Annotated in this window: 14 protein-coding genes; 4 read left to right on the top strand and 10 right to left on the bottom strand. The window is 31.8% G+C overall.

The features are described 5' to 3' along the window. Positions 1-12: 12 nt before the first annotated feature. Together EHE19_RS08610 and EHE19_RS08605 are read right to left on the bottom strand one after the other, a co-directional pair. Positions 13-921 carry a carbohydrate ABC transporter permease gene (locus tag EHE19_RS08610; protein WP_342343342.1) on the bottom strand — a complete coding sequence of 303 codons (909 nt, stop codon included), beginning with the start codon at positions 919-921 and terminating at the stop codon, positions 13-15. Between the two features lie 73 nt (positions 922-994). Beyond that, positions 995-1951, bottom strand: a complete 957-nt coding sequence (locus EHE19_RS08605; protein WP_137696329.1) for an ABC transporter permease — start codon at positions 1949-1951, stop codon at positions 995-997. A gap of 576 nt (positions 1952-2527) precedes the next feature. On the opposite strand from EHE19_RS08605, the gene EHE19_RS08600 reads away from it, so the two are divergent. Further along, positions 2528-2917: a bacteriohemerythrin gene (locus EHE19_RS08600; protein ID WP_137696330.1), complete on the top strand. Its 390-nt coding sequence runs from the start codon at positions 2528-2530 to the stop codon at positions 2915-2917. 296 nt (positions 2918-3213) lie between these two features. Here the strand turns inward: EHE19_RS08600 and EHE19_RS08595 are convergent, their stop codons facing one another. From EHE19_RS08595 to EHE19_RS08585, 3 genes are all read right to left on the bottom strand, one after another. Continuing rightward, positions 3214-3873 (bottom strand): flavin reductase, encoded by a 660-nt coding sequence (locus EHE19_RS08595; protein WP_137696331.1) that lies wholly within the window; start codon positions 3871-3873, stop codon positions 3214-3216. A 251-nt stretch (positions 3874-4124) separates the two neighbouring features. Next, positions 4125-4508 (bottom strand): desulfoferrodoxin family protein, encoded by a 384-nt coding sequence (locus EHE19_RS08590; protein ID WP_137696332.1) that lies wholly within the window; start codon positions 4506-4508, stop codon positions 4125-4127. 188 nt (positions 4509-4696) lie between these two features. Beyond that, the gene (locus EHE19_RS08585) at positions 4697-6037 is read right to left on the bottom strand and encodes a citrate/2-methylcitrate synthase (RefSeq protein ID WP_137696661.1); all 1341 of its coding nucleotides are present in this window, start codon (positions 6035-6037) and stop codon (positions 4697-4699) included. Positions 6038-6832: 795 nt separating this feature from the next. Between EHE19_RS08585 and EHE19_RS08580 the strand changes: the two genes are divergently transcribed. Then, a complete protein-coding gene (locus EHE19_RS08580; protein ID WP_137696333.1) occupies positions 6833-7273 on the top strand; it encodes a MarR family transcriptional regulator in 441 nt (146 codons plus the stop codon). A 345-nt stretch (positions 7274-7618) separates the two neighbouring features. Here the strand turns inward: EHE19_RS08580 and ligA are convergent, their stop codons facing one another. The 4 genes from ligA to EHE19_RS08560 all read right to left on the bottom strand — a co-directional run bounded on the left by ligA (position 7619) and on the right by EHE19_RS08560 (position 13673). Then, on the bottom strand, positions 7619-9598 hold the full coding sequence (ligA, locus tag EHE19_RS08575) for an NAD-dependent DNA ligase LigA (RefSeq protein ID WP_137696334.1): 1980 nt from the start codon (positions 9596-9598) through the stop codon (positions 7619-7621). A gap of 18 nt (positions 9599-9616) precedes the next feature. Further along, positions 9617-10321: a M50 family metallopeptidase gene (locus EHE19_RS08570; protein WP_137696335.1), complete on the bottom strand. Its 705-nt coding sequence runs from the start codon at positions 10319-10321 to the stop codon at positions 9617-9619. A 790-nt stretch (positions 10322-11111) separates the two neighbouring features. Further along, on the bottom strand, positions 11112-12119 hold the full coding sequence (gene gpr, locus EHE19_RS08565) for a GPR endopeptidase (protein WP_137696336.1): 1008 nt from the start codon (positions 12117-12119) through the stop codon (positions 11112-11114). A gap of 90 nt (positions 12120-12209) precedes the next feature. Then, positions 12210-13673 carry a methyl-accepting chemotaxis protein gene (locus tag EHE19_RS08560; protein ID WP_137696337.1) on the bottom strand — a complete coding sequence of 488 codons (1464 nt, stop codon included), beginning with the start codon at positions 13671-13673 and terminating at the stop codon, positions 12210-12212. Between the two features lie 345 nt (positions 13674-14018). Between EHE19_RS08560 and rpsT the strand changes: the two genes are divergently transcribed. After that, positions 14019-14279, top strand: coding sequence for a 30S ribosomal protein S20 (rpsT, locus tag EHE19_RS08555; protein WP_137696338.1), 261 nt, complete (start codon positions 14019-14021; stop codon positions 14277-14279). 198 nt (positions 14280-14477) lie between these two features. Here rpsT and hemW read toward each other — a convergent pair whose 3' ends face one another. After that, a complete protein-coding gene (gene hemW / locus EHE19_RS08550; RefSeq protein WP_137696339.1) occupies positions 14478-15620 on the bottom strand; it encodes a radical SAM family heme chaperone HemW in 1143 nt (380 codons plus the stop codon). Between the two features lie 677 nt (positions 15621-16297). On the opposite strand from hemW, the gene EHE19_RS08545 reads away from it, so the two are divergent. Further along, positions 16298-17662, top strand: coding sequence for an MATE family efflux transporter (locus tag EHE19_RS08545; RefSeq protein ID WP_137696340.1), 1365 nt, complete (start codon positions 16298-16300; stop codon positions 17660-17662). Positions 17663-17832 lie beyond the last annotated feature (170 nt).

Raw genomic sequence — 17832 nt, 5'->3', positions numbered from 1 at the left:
TTTTGCTCTTTATTAACCCTTAACAGCCCCAATCATAATACCTTTTACAAAATATTTTTGGAAGATTGGGTAAACAAATAATATTGGCAATACTACTATAACAGTTACTGTCATTCGGATAGAAGTTGGTGTCTGCTGAGTTGCTAAAACCATTAAATTATTGGATGACCCCATACTGTTCATAATCAAAGCTTTCAGAGAATTTGCTTGATTAATATAGCAATATAGCAAGTATTGCAAAGAATATAATTTTTGATCCGTTACATAAATCAAAGTATCCTGAAAAGAATTCCATTGTGCTACAGCCGAAAAGATTGCAATAGTAGCCAAAATGGGTTTACTAGTTGGCAAAATGACTTTACTAAACACAGTAATAATACCTGCGCCATCCATCTCTGCTGCTTCCTGAAGTGAAGTTGGTATAGATTCTATATAAGTTTTTGCAAGTATGATATTAAATGGCTGTACAATAGCCGGAAGAATGTACACTAAGAAATTGTTTGTAAGATGCAGAGTATCCATGGTTATAAACATAGGAATCAATCCAGCATTGAAATACATCGTAATAACAATAAATCGGTACCAAAACTTTCTAGCCCACATTTTGTGCTGGGTAAACATAAATCCTAAAAATCCAGAAACCAGCACAGTTAATGAGGTTCCGATTGCTGTTCTTGCTAAAGATATACCCGCAGCAGGTAGTAACCCTTTTAATTTGAATACTTCTATGTAATTTTTAAAATGTATCTGTTTAGGCAAAAAATTAATTGCACCATTTGCGCTTAAGTCATTTGCACTAATTGTATTAATAACCAAGTAATAAAAAGGATATATACAAAGTATTGTAATTAAAGTAAATACAGTATAATTAACAACTGAAAATATTATATCATTTGTTGTAAGTTTATTTTTTTTAGACATTGAAATCATCACATTTCCTTTCTAAATTATAGGGACAGTTTCAAATTCGCCTATAGCAATTGACTTTATGCTGCTAAATAATAGATTCACCGCGTACCTTCTTAGATAATAAGTTTACTCCCGCTAACAGTGTAATGCTGACAATACTCTTTAACATTCCAATTGCCGTTGCCAGTGAAGGACTATTACCTCCGCCTATTCCAATATTGTACACATATAAATCAAGAACCTGAATATGCTGTTTATTAAATGAATTTTGAAATACATAATATTGATCCAATCCATTGTTAAGGAAATTGGCTATTGACAGCATTGCCAATACAAAGAAGGTAGGCATCAATGCAGGTAGTGTAATATGTATCATCAATCTAAAACGTCCAGCACCATCAACCCTTGCTGCCTCATACAACTCTTGATCAATACCAGCAATGGCTGCAAGATACATAATGGCTCCCCATCCTAAGCCCTTCCAAGTACTCCAAAGTAGCATAGCGAGCCATGTATGGGAATCACTGTCTAAAAATTTAATTGGCTCTGTGATAATTCCCAAGTCTATTAAAAAGGAATTTACCATGCCAGTCGCAGAAAATAAGCTGAATGCCGCTGAGAACACCATAACCCAACTGATAAAGTTAGGAAGTGTAGTTAAAGTCTGAACTGTTCTTTTAAACCATTTGACTTTAATTTCATTGAGCAAAATGGCAAAAAACACAGGCAAAAAGGAAGTAGCTAATCCTAAGCCACTTATAGCAAAGGTATTAGTCATTACTTTTGCAAGCTGCTTTATCTGTGTCGAATTTGTAAACAACATTTTGAACCATTTCAGCCCTACGAAATCACATTGAGATAAGTTCAGCGGCGGCTTATAATCAAAGAAAGCATAAACCCATCCATACAATGGAAAATATGAAAATGCAAAGGACAAAATTAAGAACGGTAATATGTAAAGGAACATTTTTTTTCCTTCAGCATTTTTCTTTTTCTTTTTTATCGTAACCTTCTCAGTATTTAGTACTATTGATTGCCGCATCTTTTACCCCCTGAAACCAAATCTGCTATAATTGTAAATAACTTAATGTTACAACTAAATGCTACCATTTAACACATTAGATTTATACTATAAATATTTCATATAATTTATAGTATAAATTGCATTTTAGAGTTATGAGAAATGAACCACTATTAACTGAAATAACTCAAAAGTAAATATCATACATATTGACCAAAACGCTTAAGTTTTTTGATACTAGAAAGTTCATCATGTAAGCAGCAAATATACTTTTTAGTAGTTTCATCATCAAACCATATTTAAATTTGAACACCTATTTAATAAGCTAATTTAATAGATCGAATATTAACACCTTTACATTTATCTAACTTTACAAAATTGATTATTATAGTGTAAAATAGTAACAACTCATTAGAAAGCAATATTTAAATTGATACTAAACTGGTTACTCTGTATATTGAGTTTCTACAGTTTGAATAATATTTAAGTATTACTCCACTGCCTATAATGCAGCATTAAAATGTGATAAGACATTTTACCAAGCAAATTAGGCATATATAATTCATAAAAATACTTTACAGAATAGGTGGGATGACTATGTATGAAATGAAACCAGAATATTTTACCGGAATTGATTTTATTGATGAGGAACACACAAAGCTATTTGCTATAGCAAATGAATGTTATGATTTGTTGACAAACCAATTTATAGAAGATATGTATGACTACATATTGAAGGTAATCAATGAATTAAAAGATTACACAAAATATCATTTTAATCACGAAGAAGAATATATGAAAAGCATTGGATACAAAAAATTTTTGTCACACAAGGTAGAACACAATGATTTTATTGAAAAAATAAATAGCATTGATTATGAACATATTGATAATAATCAGAAGGATGCCCTATTAAAGCTGCTGGATTTCTTAACTGCATGGCTTGTAAATCATATTTTAAAGCAGGACACAGTAATTGGCAAATGAGCATATTTTGAGTTATTTCTAAATTTATATAATCAACTTTCTTTATTTAACGAGTGATTGGCTCTTTGCTTTTTAAAGTATGTAGAATTCTTAGTCTGAGCAATTAAAGTTCCGAATAAATACTCATAATAAAGATTTTTTAGGTTGGTTGCCACACCGCTAATTTTAACTATACGATTTTAACTACAGAAGTTGATAAATAATTTAGGAATGCTCTCAACAATAGAATATAAATCCATAATAAAAAGGTTTTCCGAAATAATACATGCAATCTATTCCAGAAAACCTTATTTATTTTATTCTTTCTTCTTAAATACTGATTTAGGTTGTCCGCATATAGGACATTTATAGTCCTCGGGTAATTCCTCAAAGGGAATGTCTCCTGTATATTCATACTTACAAATACTGCAAATGTATTTTTCAGACTCTTGCTTGATGTCTTTGTCTTCTTTTTTGTCATCAGCAATATATGTTGGTGCATTCTTGGGACTCTTACCTTTTAAAACCTTATGGTAATAAGAATAAGTAATAGGTTCTTCATTAGAAAGTACATCGGCATCTAAAACCTTACCTAAAAAAACAGTATGCGTATCTGTTTCCATCTTATTAATTACTTCACAAGTTATATAAGCACATCCATCCTTGACTATCGGCATTTCTCCCAGCTTTTCAAATCTGACCATATCAAATTTATTGACTAATTTTCCAGATTGAAAACCAAAAGTACCAATAATTGACGGATCTGAGTTATATGCTAAAATTGAAATAGCAAATCTTCCTGTCTTATTAATGCATTGATTAGTATAATTGTCATGATTTATACTAACAGCTATAGTTGGCGGTTCAGCTGTAATTTGCATAACACAATTTGCAGTACAACCTGTTGGACGTTCACCATCCCACACAGTAATAATATAAACACCATAAGACAGATTCCAAAATGCATTTTGATTCATATGTTCCTCCCCCGCCTACAATATAAATAAGCAATATTAATAAACACTCTATGGTGATACTTATTTGATAAAATTCTTCACACAGTAGCCTAAAAAACAAAATCTATCAGCTAAATATCCGATAATATCTGCAGATAGTTTTGTTTTAAAGGCTAACTAGAAAAAACTTTATACAATCAAAATTCTTTTTCGATCAACAATAATCCAATAATATTTAACCCAAACTACATTCAAATCAGCTTAAAAGCTTGTTAAGCTTCCTTTTTCCACAAGCCATGAAGGTTGCAATATTCGTAAGCGGCAATAAGCTTCTCTCCATTTAATGTAAATACTGCCTTTGGTTTTTCTGATGGTTCTAAATATTTAATTTGGAATCCTTTATCTGTTTCTAAATAAATCCATTGAATAAAATGCTCAGGAACCATAGGATGTTCTACACTTCCCACCTCAACGGTAACAGTATTTCCATCCACAAGCACTACAGGAACATGCTTTTCAACTGCTGCATCAACTGTGTTTGGCGAAACCTCAGTCATTTTTTCCCCACAACATATAAGGGAAGCACCTGATTCATTTATAAATGTAACTATATTTCCACAATGCTTGCAAATTAAAAACTTCGGTTCATTTTTCATAATATATTTCCTCCTCAATTTATTCAATATTACATTATTACCACAGATTATTATAAATAAACATTAATATCAAAATTTATTTTATTGAGGTTATCAAAAAACGCATCTCTTTATATTTTTATATTATCATTCTAAACAAAATTATTCCCAATTAAATTAATTTTCAATAAAAATTATTTCGAAATAAATTATTTTCTTGGCAAATACTCTCTTTCCGGAATAACAGATGTATAAGCCGGTCTTATAATCTTGTCTACATTTATTAATTCTTCAATACGGTGAGCACTCCATCCAACTATTCTCGCCATTGCAAATATAGGCGTAAACAATTCAAGTGGTATATCCAGCATACTATACACAAATCCGCTGTAAAAATCCACATTGGCACTTACACCCTTATATATCTTTCTGCCTTTAGCAATAACCTGCGGAGCAAGTCTTTCTACCATTGAATATAGCTTGAAGTCTTCGTCTCTACCTTTTTGCTCTGCTAATTCTTCAACAAAGCTTTTAAATATCGTAGCTCTAGGGTCTGATAATGAATAAACAGCATGACCCATACCATATATTAGTCCTTTTTTATCAAAAGCATCTTTTGAAAGAATTCTTTCTAAATAGCTTTTTACTTCCTGCTCATCACTAATATCTGAAACATTTTTTCGTAAATCATTCATCATTTCAACAACTTTGATATTTGCACCACCATGTTTTGGTCCTTTTAATGAAGATAGTGCCGCAGCAATAACTGCATATGTATCTGAACCAGATGAAGTTACAACATGTGTTGTAAAAGTAGAGTTATTACCTCCTCCATGCTCCATATGCAACACTAAAGCAATATCAAGAACTTGAGCCTCTAGTTCAGTATATTTCATATCAGGTCTAAGCATACGTAGAATATTCTCCGCTGTAGACAAACTCTTATCTGGTCTATGAATGTAAAAGCTTCCATGGCGAACATAATGATTATATGCATGATAGCCGTATACAGCCAGCATAGGGAAAGTGCTGATAAGCATCATACACTGCCTCAAAACATTGGAAATAGATAAATCTTCTGATTTGTCATCGTATGATGCAAGTGTAAGTATACTCTTGCTTAACGAATTCATAATATCTTTGCTTGGCGCTTTCATTACAACATCTCTAACAAAATTTGTTGGTAATGTCTGGCATTTTGCCATATAAGCCTTGAATTCTTCAAGTTGATTATCATCTGGAAGATTTCCAAACAAAAGTAAATATGTAGTTTCTTCAAATCCAAAACGCTTATTAGATACAAAATCTTTAACTATGTCAGTAACACTATAGCCTCTGTATGTAAGTTTCCCCTCACAAGGAACCTTCTTTCCGTCAACTTTTTTATATGCCTGTATATCAGAAATTGTTGTCAAACCTGCCAAAACGCCAGTTCCATCTTTATCTCTAAGTCCCTTTTTTACACCATATTCATCATATAATCTGCTATCTATATTACAATTACTTTTACATACCTCTGCCATACTAGCTGAATATGCATCTAAGTTCATTTTCGAATGGGTCAAATTTATCTCCTCCTTTGTTTAAATATTCCAAGAATAGTTTATAAAATTAATATACTTTATTGTTTGATTAATGTCAACTTTTGATTTTTATTAAAATTTGACTTTAATCAAATGTTTATTTATAATAAGTAATGATTAATGATACTATATTTTATAAGAAAATATTGGCTTTATACATAATAATAAACTTTTGCACATTGAATTCTATCGGTAAGGGAGAATTATCAATGGTTAGTTGCCAAAATAACTCGAAAGTATAGTTGGTGCTTACATGGTGCACTTTCGAGTCTCAAAAAACGCAAGCGTTTTTTATAGATAGTGGGTGGTATTTACTTAAATAATGTGTTTTGAGTTCATTAATACTTTAAGCTACATTTCCACACTCACCATCCATGGTTCATAGTGTGCCAAAACATACATGGTGCCAGTCTTTGGACAGAAGCACTTCGAGTTTGCTGAATAATGAAACTTACAAGTAATATTGTAATTTTATGCAAGCTTAATTCACCCAACTAATTCAGGCAATTATTTTCAACTTTCCCATTAATGTAATACGCATAAAATTATAAATAGTTTGTTATATAATAAACTAACTTAATTTTAAGCTATTATATTAATTTACATTTGAATCAAGTCTCCCACACCAACTACGGATGTTATTGGCACTAGCTTAATTTGCCGAAATGGCCCGCATAGCGTTGACAATGACCGATGAATAAATATGTAACCAATAGGTGTTATGTAGTCTATGTGCAAAGATTAGTGAAAGGAATGTACTTTATGAACGGATTAGTACCTGAAAATGCGATCATTTCCTTATTGGAAATATTTCCAAAATGTCAGAAAATTATATTAAATTCAATAGACATAAAACATTCTCATCTTACTAAGACTCAGATATTTGTTTTATTTTCACTAATTGGTAAGCCAAGTTTAAATATGTCACAAATAGCTTCTTATATAGCTTCTTCTCATGAACAAGCTACTAGAGCTGTTGCTCCATTGGTAACATCAGGCTATGTTGAGCGATTTTTTGATGAAAATAACAGAAAATTAGTTCTGATTCGATTAACTGAAATAGGTAATAATTTTATTTCCTTTGAAAAAGAGCAGCTTATTAAAAATTTAGTCAGCAAACTAGATAAGCTTACTAAAGAAGAAAAAGAAGAATTTACAAACGCTATTTATACAACTCTGAATATTTTGAAAAAGCTTGAGTAATCATAACCCCTCTTTGGTCAATTTTAGGATTTGACTGAAGAGGGGTTTATTTGATTCAAAATATTTCTACAATTTTTCCTTTTGATTAACAAACTTCACAAAATTAACTTCGGAGTTATAGCAATAGCAACAGTCTGTTTTTCGATATCAGTAATTAGCATCAATTTCAAATAATTACAATTACCTATGAAGCAGAGTTTTTGTCTATTTCTCGTTAAACGTACCAAATTTTTTATCCAATATTGTAACAATTGATTATGCCTTATTAAGTATTAAGCTGGCTACTTTGTATCAAACCATTTATAAACATAATTATTAGAATTTATTATTAGGATAACCTACATATTATGGCACTATGCCATTTGTAAGCCAATCAACAAATTGCCGTTCAGTAATAATTCTTATTCCTAGTTCCTTTGCCTTTTTGTTCTTAGATGAACCTGACAAATTATCATTATTTATTAAGTAATTAGTTTTTGAAGTGACAGAGCCTGTTACCTTTCCGCCTCGTTCTTCAATTACATCCTTTAATTCATCTCTGTTTTTAAATTGCTCAACTGAGCCTGTTATGACAAAATTAATATTTTCAAATATCAACTCTGCTTCTGATGACTTTACGCTTTCTAGTTCTAATTCATTAAGTAAATCTGATATTATGGCCTGCTTTTTTTCATCTTTGAAAAATTTAACATAGGACTGAGCCATTATATCACCTATACCATTAATCTCAATCAATTGCTCATACTGAGCATTAGTAATTTGCTCCCAGTCATACTTAAATTGCTTACATATAAGCTTTGCATTTGATAACCCAACATTAGAAATTCCCAAGCTGTAAAGCAGTCTGATTGTGCTTGTTTTTCTTGCTTTATTAATGGATAAAATTAATTTGTTGAAAGACTTCTCTCCTAGGCCTTCCATATTTACAATTTCGTCTTTGTATCTTTCTAAACGGAATATGTCTGCAAACTCCTTAACTAAGCCCTTTGAAATAAGCTTCTCTATTGTTGCCTCCGATAATCCTTCAATATTCATTGCATCTCTGCTGACAAAATGAGTAAATGCCTTAATCTGCTTAGCAAGACATTCTTCATTTGGACAATATAAAAATTTAACGCCGCTTTCCTGCTTTATTTCAGTATTTTCTCCACAAACAGGACAGCTTTTTGGTATATCCACCATACCGCTTCTGGTTAAATTCTCAGATATTTGAGGAATAATCATATTTGCTTTGTATACTTGAACCATATCCCCAATTCCAAGTTCTAGCCCCTCCATAATACTAATATTATGCAGACTAGCCCTGCTTACTGTTGTTCCCTCAAGTTCAACAGGCTCAAATATTGCTATTGGATTAATTAAACCTGTTCGTGAAGCACTCCACTCAATTTCAAGCAGCTTTGTTTCCTTTATTTCATCACGCCACTTAAAAGCAATAGAATCTCTAGGGAATTTTGCTGTTGTACCTAAACTCTCTCCGTATTTAATGTCATCAAACATAAGCACTAACCCATCAGAAGGAAAGTCATTATCTTGAATCCTATTTTCAAACCATATAACAGCTTCTTCTATATTATTTGAATTAACCTCTCTAAACTCAACAACATCAAACCCTTGACTTTTCAACCAATTCATCTGTGCCATTCTTGAGTTCTCAAAATCTAAATTATCTGCTTTTACTAAAGAGAATGCAAAAAAGTGTACATTTCTCTCAGAAGTAACCTTGTTATTCAACTGTCTAACAGAGCCACTGCATAGGTTTCTAGGGTTTTTATATTTTGCATTAACATCCTCTATCTGACTATTTATTCTCTCAAAATCAGAATACCGTATTATTGCCTCACCTCGTAATATCAAGTTTCCTTTGTACTCAATATTAAGAGGGATGTTTGTAAACACCTTTACATTGTTTGTTATTACCTCACCGACCTCACCATTTCCTCTGGTAACAGCCTTTACAAGCTTACCTTCCTCATAAGTTAGTACTATGGTTAATCCATCTAACTTCCATGAAAGCACACCCTTTTGCTGACCAAGCCACTCCTTAAGAGTACTCACTTCTTTTGTTTTATCAAGGGAAAGCATAGCTTTTTCATGCCGTTCCTTTGGTAAATTACTCAGCAATTCATATCCTACATGGATTGATGGACTGTTGGAAAGTACAATTCCAGTCTCTTTTTCAAGTTCTAACAATTCATCATAAAGCTTGTCGTATTCTATATTGGGCATAATTTCAGTATTTTCCTGATAATACGCCTTCGCGGCTTTGTTTAATATTTCAATCTTCTCTTTCATCAATTGTATTTTGCTATTTTTGTCATCCATGCTTTTTGCCCTCCGATTTTAATCCCTTCGCCTTGATCTGCTGTTTCTTTTTCTAAGTAAAGTTCTATATATTGCAAATATAGCTGCCGCCAGCCAAACAACACCCCATACTATAGCTGGAATATGTGTTAATTCAGCCAATTGTACAGCATCTGTCTTGGGCATTTCACCCAAATTGAATAATCCAAACTGATAATTAATCTGCATTAAAATAGTATCTACAAAGGTGTCATAAACTGCATATGTAACACTTCCAATACCTATAATCTCAATAACCCAATCGTTAAGCTTCTCATTTTGAATCATATAGATAACTAATGCAAATGCTGCAAATATCACCGAATAAAGCATTGTAAATGAAATAATGCCTGAAAACTTAAAGGTTACTGCAAGAAAAATAATTGCTATAACCCCAATTATGTACTTTTTGAATTTAGTGTTCTTAAGTAATAGTATACAAATTGCAAACAAAACACTTCCTAAATATCCGCCATTAGCTATAAGAAAGGAAGATATTAAATCATTTGGCAGAGAAGTTACATATCCGCTCTCATTGAAATAAATTCTTAAGCCTGTTATATTAGTTCCTGTAACTAAAGCCATAAAGGCATGTCCAAGTTCATGTAAAAAAACTGTAAATAGCTTTATGGGCTTAATAAAAATAGTATTCCATAAAACCATAAGGGCAATAAATATTATAAAAAATCTTCCTGTTTGCCTCATACCTTCCCCCTAAAGCTGCTTATTCTTAAATTTAGCGCGCTATGTACTAAATATTTCATGAATCTTGCAGATAAATTTATAGTACTGTTTACTGGTACTCCAGTAATAATTTATCTAAATGTACTACTACCAAGTACCCTATTTATAGAAGTTATGCTCGTGTACCAGCAAAAAAATCCTGCGAACTCATGTAACATAACTATCACAGCGAGATTAATTAACGCTTTGCTAATTATTTTTGAACCTTGCAGATAATTTAAGTACTGGCTTACTGGTACTTCCCGTACAAGCTTACTATATAAGATTGCTACTAATAGTCAATCAACTATTTATTCTCCGTTAATTAGTAGAATAATGTCAATAATTCCCAAAATAAATTAGACAGATTAAAAAACATTGTGCCTTTACGAGTTACTGTAAAGATATTCGCTAAATTTATATAGAACTAGAACTCAACACTATAAAACAGTAAAATATTTACTAATTTTACATATATTATACATAACTAATTCTTCTTTATAAATTATAACCTGTGCTTAAATAAAAAGAAAGAGTTTACTTAAAGCTAAAATTTCAATTGCTTTTGTAACTCTTGTAATTGCATGAATTCCTATATTTTATATAGTAAATTTAAAGTATTATATATTAATGTATTTCCGAAGACTATTACTATAGATAGAATTCTTTCTATTAAATTGATGCACTCTATAAATACTAGAGCATATCCCATATTATGCATATATAAAAACTTTGCCGTTAAAGCATTACATCTTAACGGCAAAACAAAGAATTAATTAATATAATTATCAACATCCTTTAGGCTTATTCCTTGATGCAGTGCCATATTAAGTCCATTTGCCACTACCTTTGATACTCTGTTTATGATATCATCTATTTCCTTCGGCGTAACAATTAAATGTCCCACAAAAGGATTTAAGGATTCTTTTAAAAGTGAATATTTTTGGTCTCTGTCTAAATTCTTCAGCATATTATAAAAATCAGTTCCTTCAGGAGCTTCCTTTATCATGCTGTCAATAACCAAATCTATAGCATCATTTGTTAACGTAGCAGCGTCAACTACCGTTGGAACTCCAATAGCAATTACAGGCATACCTACAGTGCTCTTACTTATTTCCATCCTTTTGTTGCCCACACCGCCACCTGGTGCTATGCCAGTATCTGCTATTTGAATTGTTGTGCTGACACGTTCCATGCTTCTTGCTGCCAATGCATCAATTGCAATTAAAACATCAGGCTTTACTCTATCTACTATTCCCTTTACTATTTCTCCAGTTTCAATACCAGTTATCCCAAGAACTCCTGGCGATACGGCACATACAGGTCTTACTCCCTTATCTACATGCTCAGGCACATATTCCAAAAGATGCTTTGTTACCATCAGGTTTGAAATTACTTTTGGTCCAAGTGCATCAGGCGTTACATTCCAGTTACCTAATCCAATAACCAAAATTGTTGAATTATCTTTTAGCTGCAATAAAGAAATAAGTTCTTTTGACATATAATCTATTGTCTTTTCATTTATCTGAGTATCATCTTCCCTTAAACGAGGAACTTCTAGTGTAATATAATTGCCCATTGGCTTACCAATTGCAGCTTCACCTGTTGGCGAGGTTATACGGACTCTAGTAATCTTAACATCTTCATCTCCCAAATTTTCAAGAATTACACCTGGCGGAGTCTTATTTTCCTGCGCTTGCTCCTTTGCTTCGCTGCTGTTTATAAAAATTTCGTGTGCTTCAATTACTAAATCTGTAATCCTATTTGAACTGTTTATCATAAGTAATTTGTCCTTTCATATTTACTAAAAAGATTCTATTTTTATTATTTCAAAATAAAAAAATTTTAGTATGAAAGTTTATTTTCAAATTTAAACCTTTAAATCAGCTCCAATTACTCCAACAATTTCCCCTTTCTCAGATTTTATGGGTATTGAAATTGTAATACATGGATTTTTACTAATTGCAGATATATAAACTGGTGAAACAAAATCCTCTCCTTTTAGGCTTTTCTTAAACCAATCCCTTACATTTGCATTAGCAATACCTGCCTCTGGTATTGAGCATATAAATCTGCCTTTTGCATCATTACTCCAAATTGCTTCCATAAATTCAGATTGTCTCAATAAACTGCTCATTTTTTCTCTATGTACATTTTTATTAATTTTCTGTATGTCAGGAATTAGTGCCAATTCCTTGATAACTTTAAACATCTCGGCAATTTTCTTTTCCTTTTCTTCATTATCTAAGTACATATTTGACAACTCAGTAGGATCAAATAGTCCCGTAAGATTTTGATAAGCCTCATTTAAACGAATACTCATTTCTGCAATTTCCTGTATATTATCCTTTTGCTTAAATATAGAAGCTGTAACCTCTTCTACCCTTGTAGTATTGGTAGCTACTAGTTTTTCTACTGCATTCATTTCTCCAACTATTTGATTTGCATATTCTGATTCACTCTCAGATAAGCTAACGATTTTCATAGACATATTGAGCACTTCATTGAAGGAATTATTTATATTTTCTAAATTCTGCCCAATATTCTTAGAAACCATTACTCCTTTTTCTACTTTAATGGCATTTTCCTCTACTACTTTATTTACGCTGCTTACCTCTTCTTGAATACTACTAATTAGTGTATTAATTTCCTTAACTGCATTCTCACTTTCTACTGCCAGTTTCCTGATTTCCTCTGCCACAACAGCAAACCCTCTTCCAGCTTCACCTGCTCTAGAAGATTCAATAGACGCATTTAGTGCCAATAAGTGAGTTTGTTTTGAAATGCTGTTAACTGTCTCTAAAATTTTAATAATTTCTTTTGAGCTATTTGAAAGCAAGTCCATATACTGAATAGTCACATTTGAAGAATCCTGTATTTCTGCTATTGTATTTACAATTTTATATATTTCATCCCTGCTTGTCTTAATAACTGAGCCTGCAAAAGAATTAATCGATTGCAGCTCAGCAGAGATACCTTTTGTATCCTCTACAAGAACAATAACATTTTTTATTTCCTTCAAAATGTTGCTGATATTGTCATTGACCTTCTCGTTCAAATCTGCCATTTCAAGTGTTTCAGCATACACCTGCTGAGAAAAGCTATTATTCTCATCAATATTTACACATAATTGCTCTGAAACCGAAGCCACCTGACTAGAAGATACATATAACTCAATATTTAGCTTTTTCAAATCCATTCTTAATTTTTGAATAAAAGCATCCTTTTCTGCAATTAACCTTCTATTACGATAGGTTAAAATTCCAAATACAATTATGGCTGCTAGAAAAGCTGCAACTAAAGCTACTAACATTACTTGCAATAAACTATACATTATTATTTAGCCTCCCCGAATGATAACAAAAAAGCGCGTTAGATCTACACTAACCACGCCATTGTACTTAGTTAAATTAGTCGATATTTATTTTTATAGTTCTTCAGTTATATTTTCGTAGGGAAATTGTACCATATTAAGATTTTCTTTTCAAGATTTTACAAGTTTTATTTCACTTTTATTTCACAAAAAATAGAAAATTCTAGGTTAATGCTTGCTTTTTAAATTTTTTCGTGGTAAAATATCATCTGTTACGGGCAAGAAGCGGTTTTTTAACCGATTAAATATTATTAGTAATTTTTGCTCATGAAATAAGCGAATTTAGGCTCGCAGGAGGTGAATACTTTGCCAAACATTAAATCAGCAATAAAAAGAGTTAAAGTAACTCAGACTAAGACTTTGCAGAACTCAATCAAAAAGTCTGCTCTTAAGACTTCTATTAAGAAATGTAAAGAAGCTATTGCAGCTAAATCAGATGCAGCTTCAGATTTATACAAATTAACTACAAAGGATATAGATAAAGCCGTAGCTAAGAATTTACTTCACAAAAACACTGCTGCGAGAAAGAAATCTAGATTAGCAAAAGCTTTAAATGCAGCAAAATAATTAAATTATAAAAAGAAAACTCAGGTATTTTTCCTGAGTTTTTATTTTTATAATAAACACTTAAGCAATTAGTATTCATCTGTGTTTCGGCGGTATTTTAGGTACTGTATCTATACAATTACAATTTGTTCGGCTTAACTCAAAGTTTATTTCTGTCACACTAAATGAACCATGGATTGTGAATGAGGAAACTCAATCTTATACAAATTTCATAAACACTTGGTTTGCTAAATCTAAGCCTAATGGAGTCAAACTTACTCTTTCACCACATATCTCAATTAGCTTTTTTTGCTGAAGTTCTTTAAAACTTTCTTCATAAATGCTAAACATATCCTGCCCAAATAGCTTTTTAAATTCTGAGTTATTTACACCTTGATTAAGTCGCAATCCTAAAAACATATATTCAGATACTTTGTCGGAAAACTCCAACTTATATCTCTCTTCTACTGGTTTTAAACCTTTCTCAATAGAATCGATATAGCTTTCTATAGTATATTTATTTGAAAACCTTTCACCTTCCAAAAGCGAATGTGCTCCTGCTCCTAGTCCCAAGTAATCAACGCATTTCCAGTATGTCAAATTATGCTTGCATTGATAGCCTTCCTTTGCAAAATTTGAAAGTTCGTATTGCTCAAACCCATTTTCCCTCAAAAAATCAATGGCGTAGTGATACATATTCCTATCAAGTTCATCTTCTACCTGAATTAACTCTCCTCTTTCAAGCATATCACCAAATCTTGTTCCCTCTTCTATTTTCAAGCTATATGCAGAAATATGGGTAATATCTAACTCCACTAATACTTTTAGTGTTTCTGCCCAATCCTCCATTGTCTGCTCTGGAATTCCAAATATAACATCTGCATTAATGTTATTAAAACCTGCCTTTTTCGCCAGTTCTACACTTGCAATAAAGTCATCTGTTGAATGTCGTCTGCCCAAATACTTCAATAGATTACTTTGATAAGCCTGAAGCCCAATACTTATTCTATTGATTCCACTTCTTCTGTATGAAGTCAGCTTTTCAATATCAAGGGTACCTGGGTTACTTTCTATACTTATTTCACAAGTCTCAGAAATATTAAATTTTATTTTGCATAGATTAAGCACTTCATTAATATACTTTTGGTTGACACAAGAAGGAGTACCTCCCCCAATAAAAATTGTATCAATTAAATTGGTTTCCATTGTATTATAGTAAAGCTCTATTTCCTTTTTCAAAGCTTCAAAATAACTCTCTGCTTCATCGATTCTTCCTGCATATGAATTAAAATCACAATAGTTACATTTAGAACTGCAAAAAGGTACATGTATATATAGACCTGTTTTAGTCATTGGTGACATAGCTTAATCTCCCTATTTTATTTCCGCCAAACTATCAATTATACTTATGCGTAAACCTTATATTAAAATATCGGCTGTTGTAATGTTCCATACAATAAACTTAAACTTGCTCAGCAATTTTCAAGCCAATATATAGAATTAACGAACACCTCAAAAGAAATTCTTAAAAAGAAACACTTAAAAATAAGCATTTCAATAAACGCTTAAATGCCAACATATTAGTTTTAAATTCGATTTTATTTGACATTCTTTATTATTTTCTGTACTTATATTAACATATTATGTTATGATATACTAGGTTGCTGTTATACATATAGTATAATATTAACGCCATAAAAAAGGCAGATACTTATAGATGTACTATATTGTTTTACATTATAGTATAATATTTAGTTGTTCTGCCTTCGCAATTTAAATTGCAGCTGTGAGAGACCCTATTAATTGAAAATTTATATTAGTTGAATCAAAAGCTTGCTGAATAAATACAATTTCAATATTTATGAAATAATGAAAATAGTATTTTACAGCAATCACTAATTTCATTCAATTAATTTAGGTAATAACCACTGGTTCTTTCTCTCTCAGATATATTTTTATGGGAAAGCTTTTAACTTAAAATATTCTTAAAGGTGGTGCTAATTCCATGCCATAAGTTAAGTACAGGCATGGATATTATAATGGAAAACAAGATTTTAGACAATAAATCCTTTTACAAAATGGCTTTTTCACTAATAATGCCAATGGCATTACAGAATTTAATTTCGGTTGGAATAAACTCTATAGATGTGCTTATGCTGGGAAGTGTAAGCGAAACAGTCCTTTCTGCTGCGTCTCTTGCCGGCCAGGTTCAGTTTATAATGATACTAATTTTCTTTGGCTTAACCTCTGGTGCTGCCGTTTTAACTGCTCAATACTGGGGAAAAGGCGATAAAGCAACAATTGAAAAGATCATGGGAATATGTATGAGATTCTCACTTATTATTGCTATTTTATTCACGGTTGCTGTATTGCTGTTTCCAGCACAAATCATGCGTATATTCACCAATGAAGCCCCTGTTATTGCAGAAGGTGTTAAGTATTTGCGAATTATTGCATTTTCCTATATTTTTATGTCTATTACAATGATTTATTTAAATGTAATGAGAAGTGTTGAGCGAGTTGTGGTTTCAACTGTTGTATACCTCATTTCACTTATTGTAAATGTAACATTAGCGTCAATGTTTATTTTAGGTGCATTTGGATTCCCAAAGCTTGGTATAGTAGGAGCAGCAATTGCTACTATTGCAGCTAGAGCAGCTGAACTTATTTGTGTTTTCATATATGCGAAAAAATTCAATAAGGTTATACAATTCAAATTTAAAAACTTATTTGTACGAGATAAAATTCTATTTAAAGACTTTCTTCAGTATTCTATTCCAGTTACAATTAACGAGCTTATGTGGGGTACTGGAGTAGCAATGAATGCAGTTGTCATAGGGCATTTAGGAAGCTCTGTGGTTTCTGCCAACTCAGTTGCTCAGATTACAAGGCAATTGGCAACCGTTATTGCTTTTGGTATTGCTAATGCTACAGCTATAACTATTGGTAAAACTATTGGTGAAAACAATATGGAAGCTGCAATGGTTTATTCCAAACGCTTTATTAAGCTTAGCATAGCAGCTGGTATGTTAGGTGCATTAGTAATTCTGATTGTAAGGCCCTTATTAATGTCTTCTCTCAACCTAAGTGACCTTACTCAAGGCTATCTTTCAGTAATGATGTTTGTAATGTCATATTTTGTTGTTGCTCAAGCATTAAATACAACTCTTATAGTTGGAATTTTCCGTGGAGGCGGAGATACAAAATTTGGCTTGTATCTTGATATTGCTACAATGTGGGGAGGCTCTATTCTTGTAGGTGCCCTAGCAGCTTTCATTTTCCATTGGAGCGTACCTGTGGTATATATGATATTGATGAGTGATGAAATTATTAAAATTCCTCTGAGTATTTGGAGATTCAAAAGCAAAAAGTGGCTGAATAATGTTACAAGGGATATTGTTTAATAAGGCTGTAGCATCCGTATTACCGCCTCGCGTAGTAGTTTTAACTGCTACGCAATTATTTTATCAAAAGTATATGTTTCATTTTTTCTTGAACGTATTAAGCATTCATCATTCATGTATGCATTTACAATTTTTTCTTGACTATATAATCATATTTCATACAAAAACCC

This window comes from Ruminiclostridium herbifermentans (genome assembly GCF_005473905.2).
Lineage (GTDB): Bacteria > Bacillota > Clostridia > Acetivibrionales > DSM-1351 > Ruminiclostridium > Ruminiclostridium herbifermentans.
The sequence above is the reverse complement of the archived record's forward strand: the minus strand, read 5'-3'. Positions and strand labels throughout refer to the sequence as shown.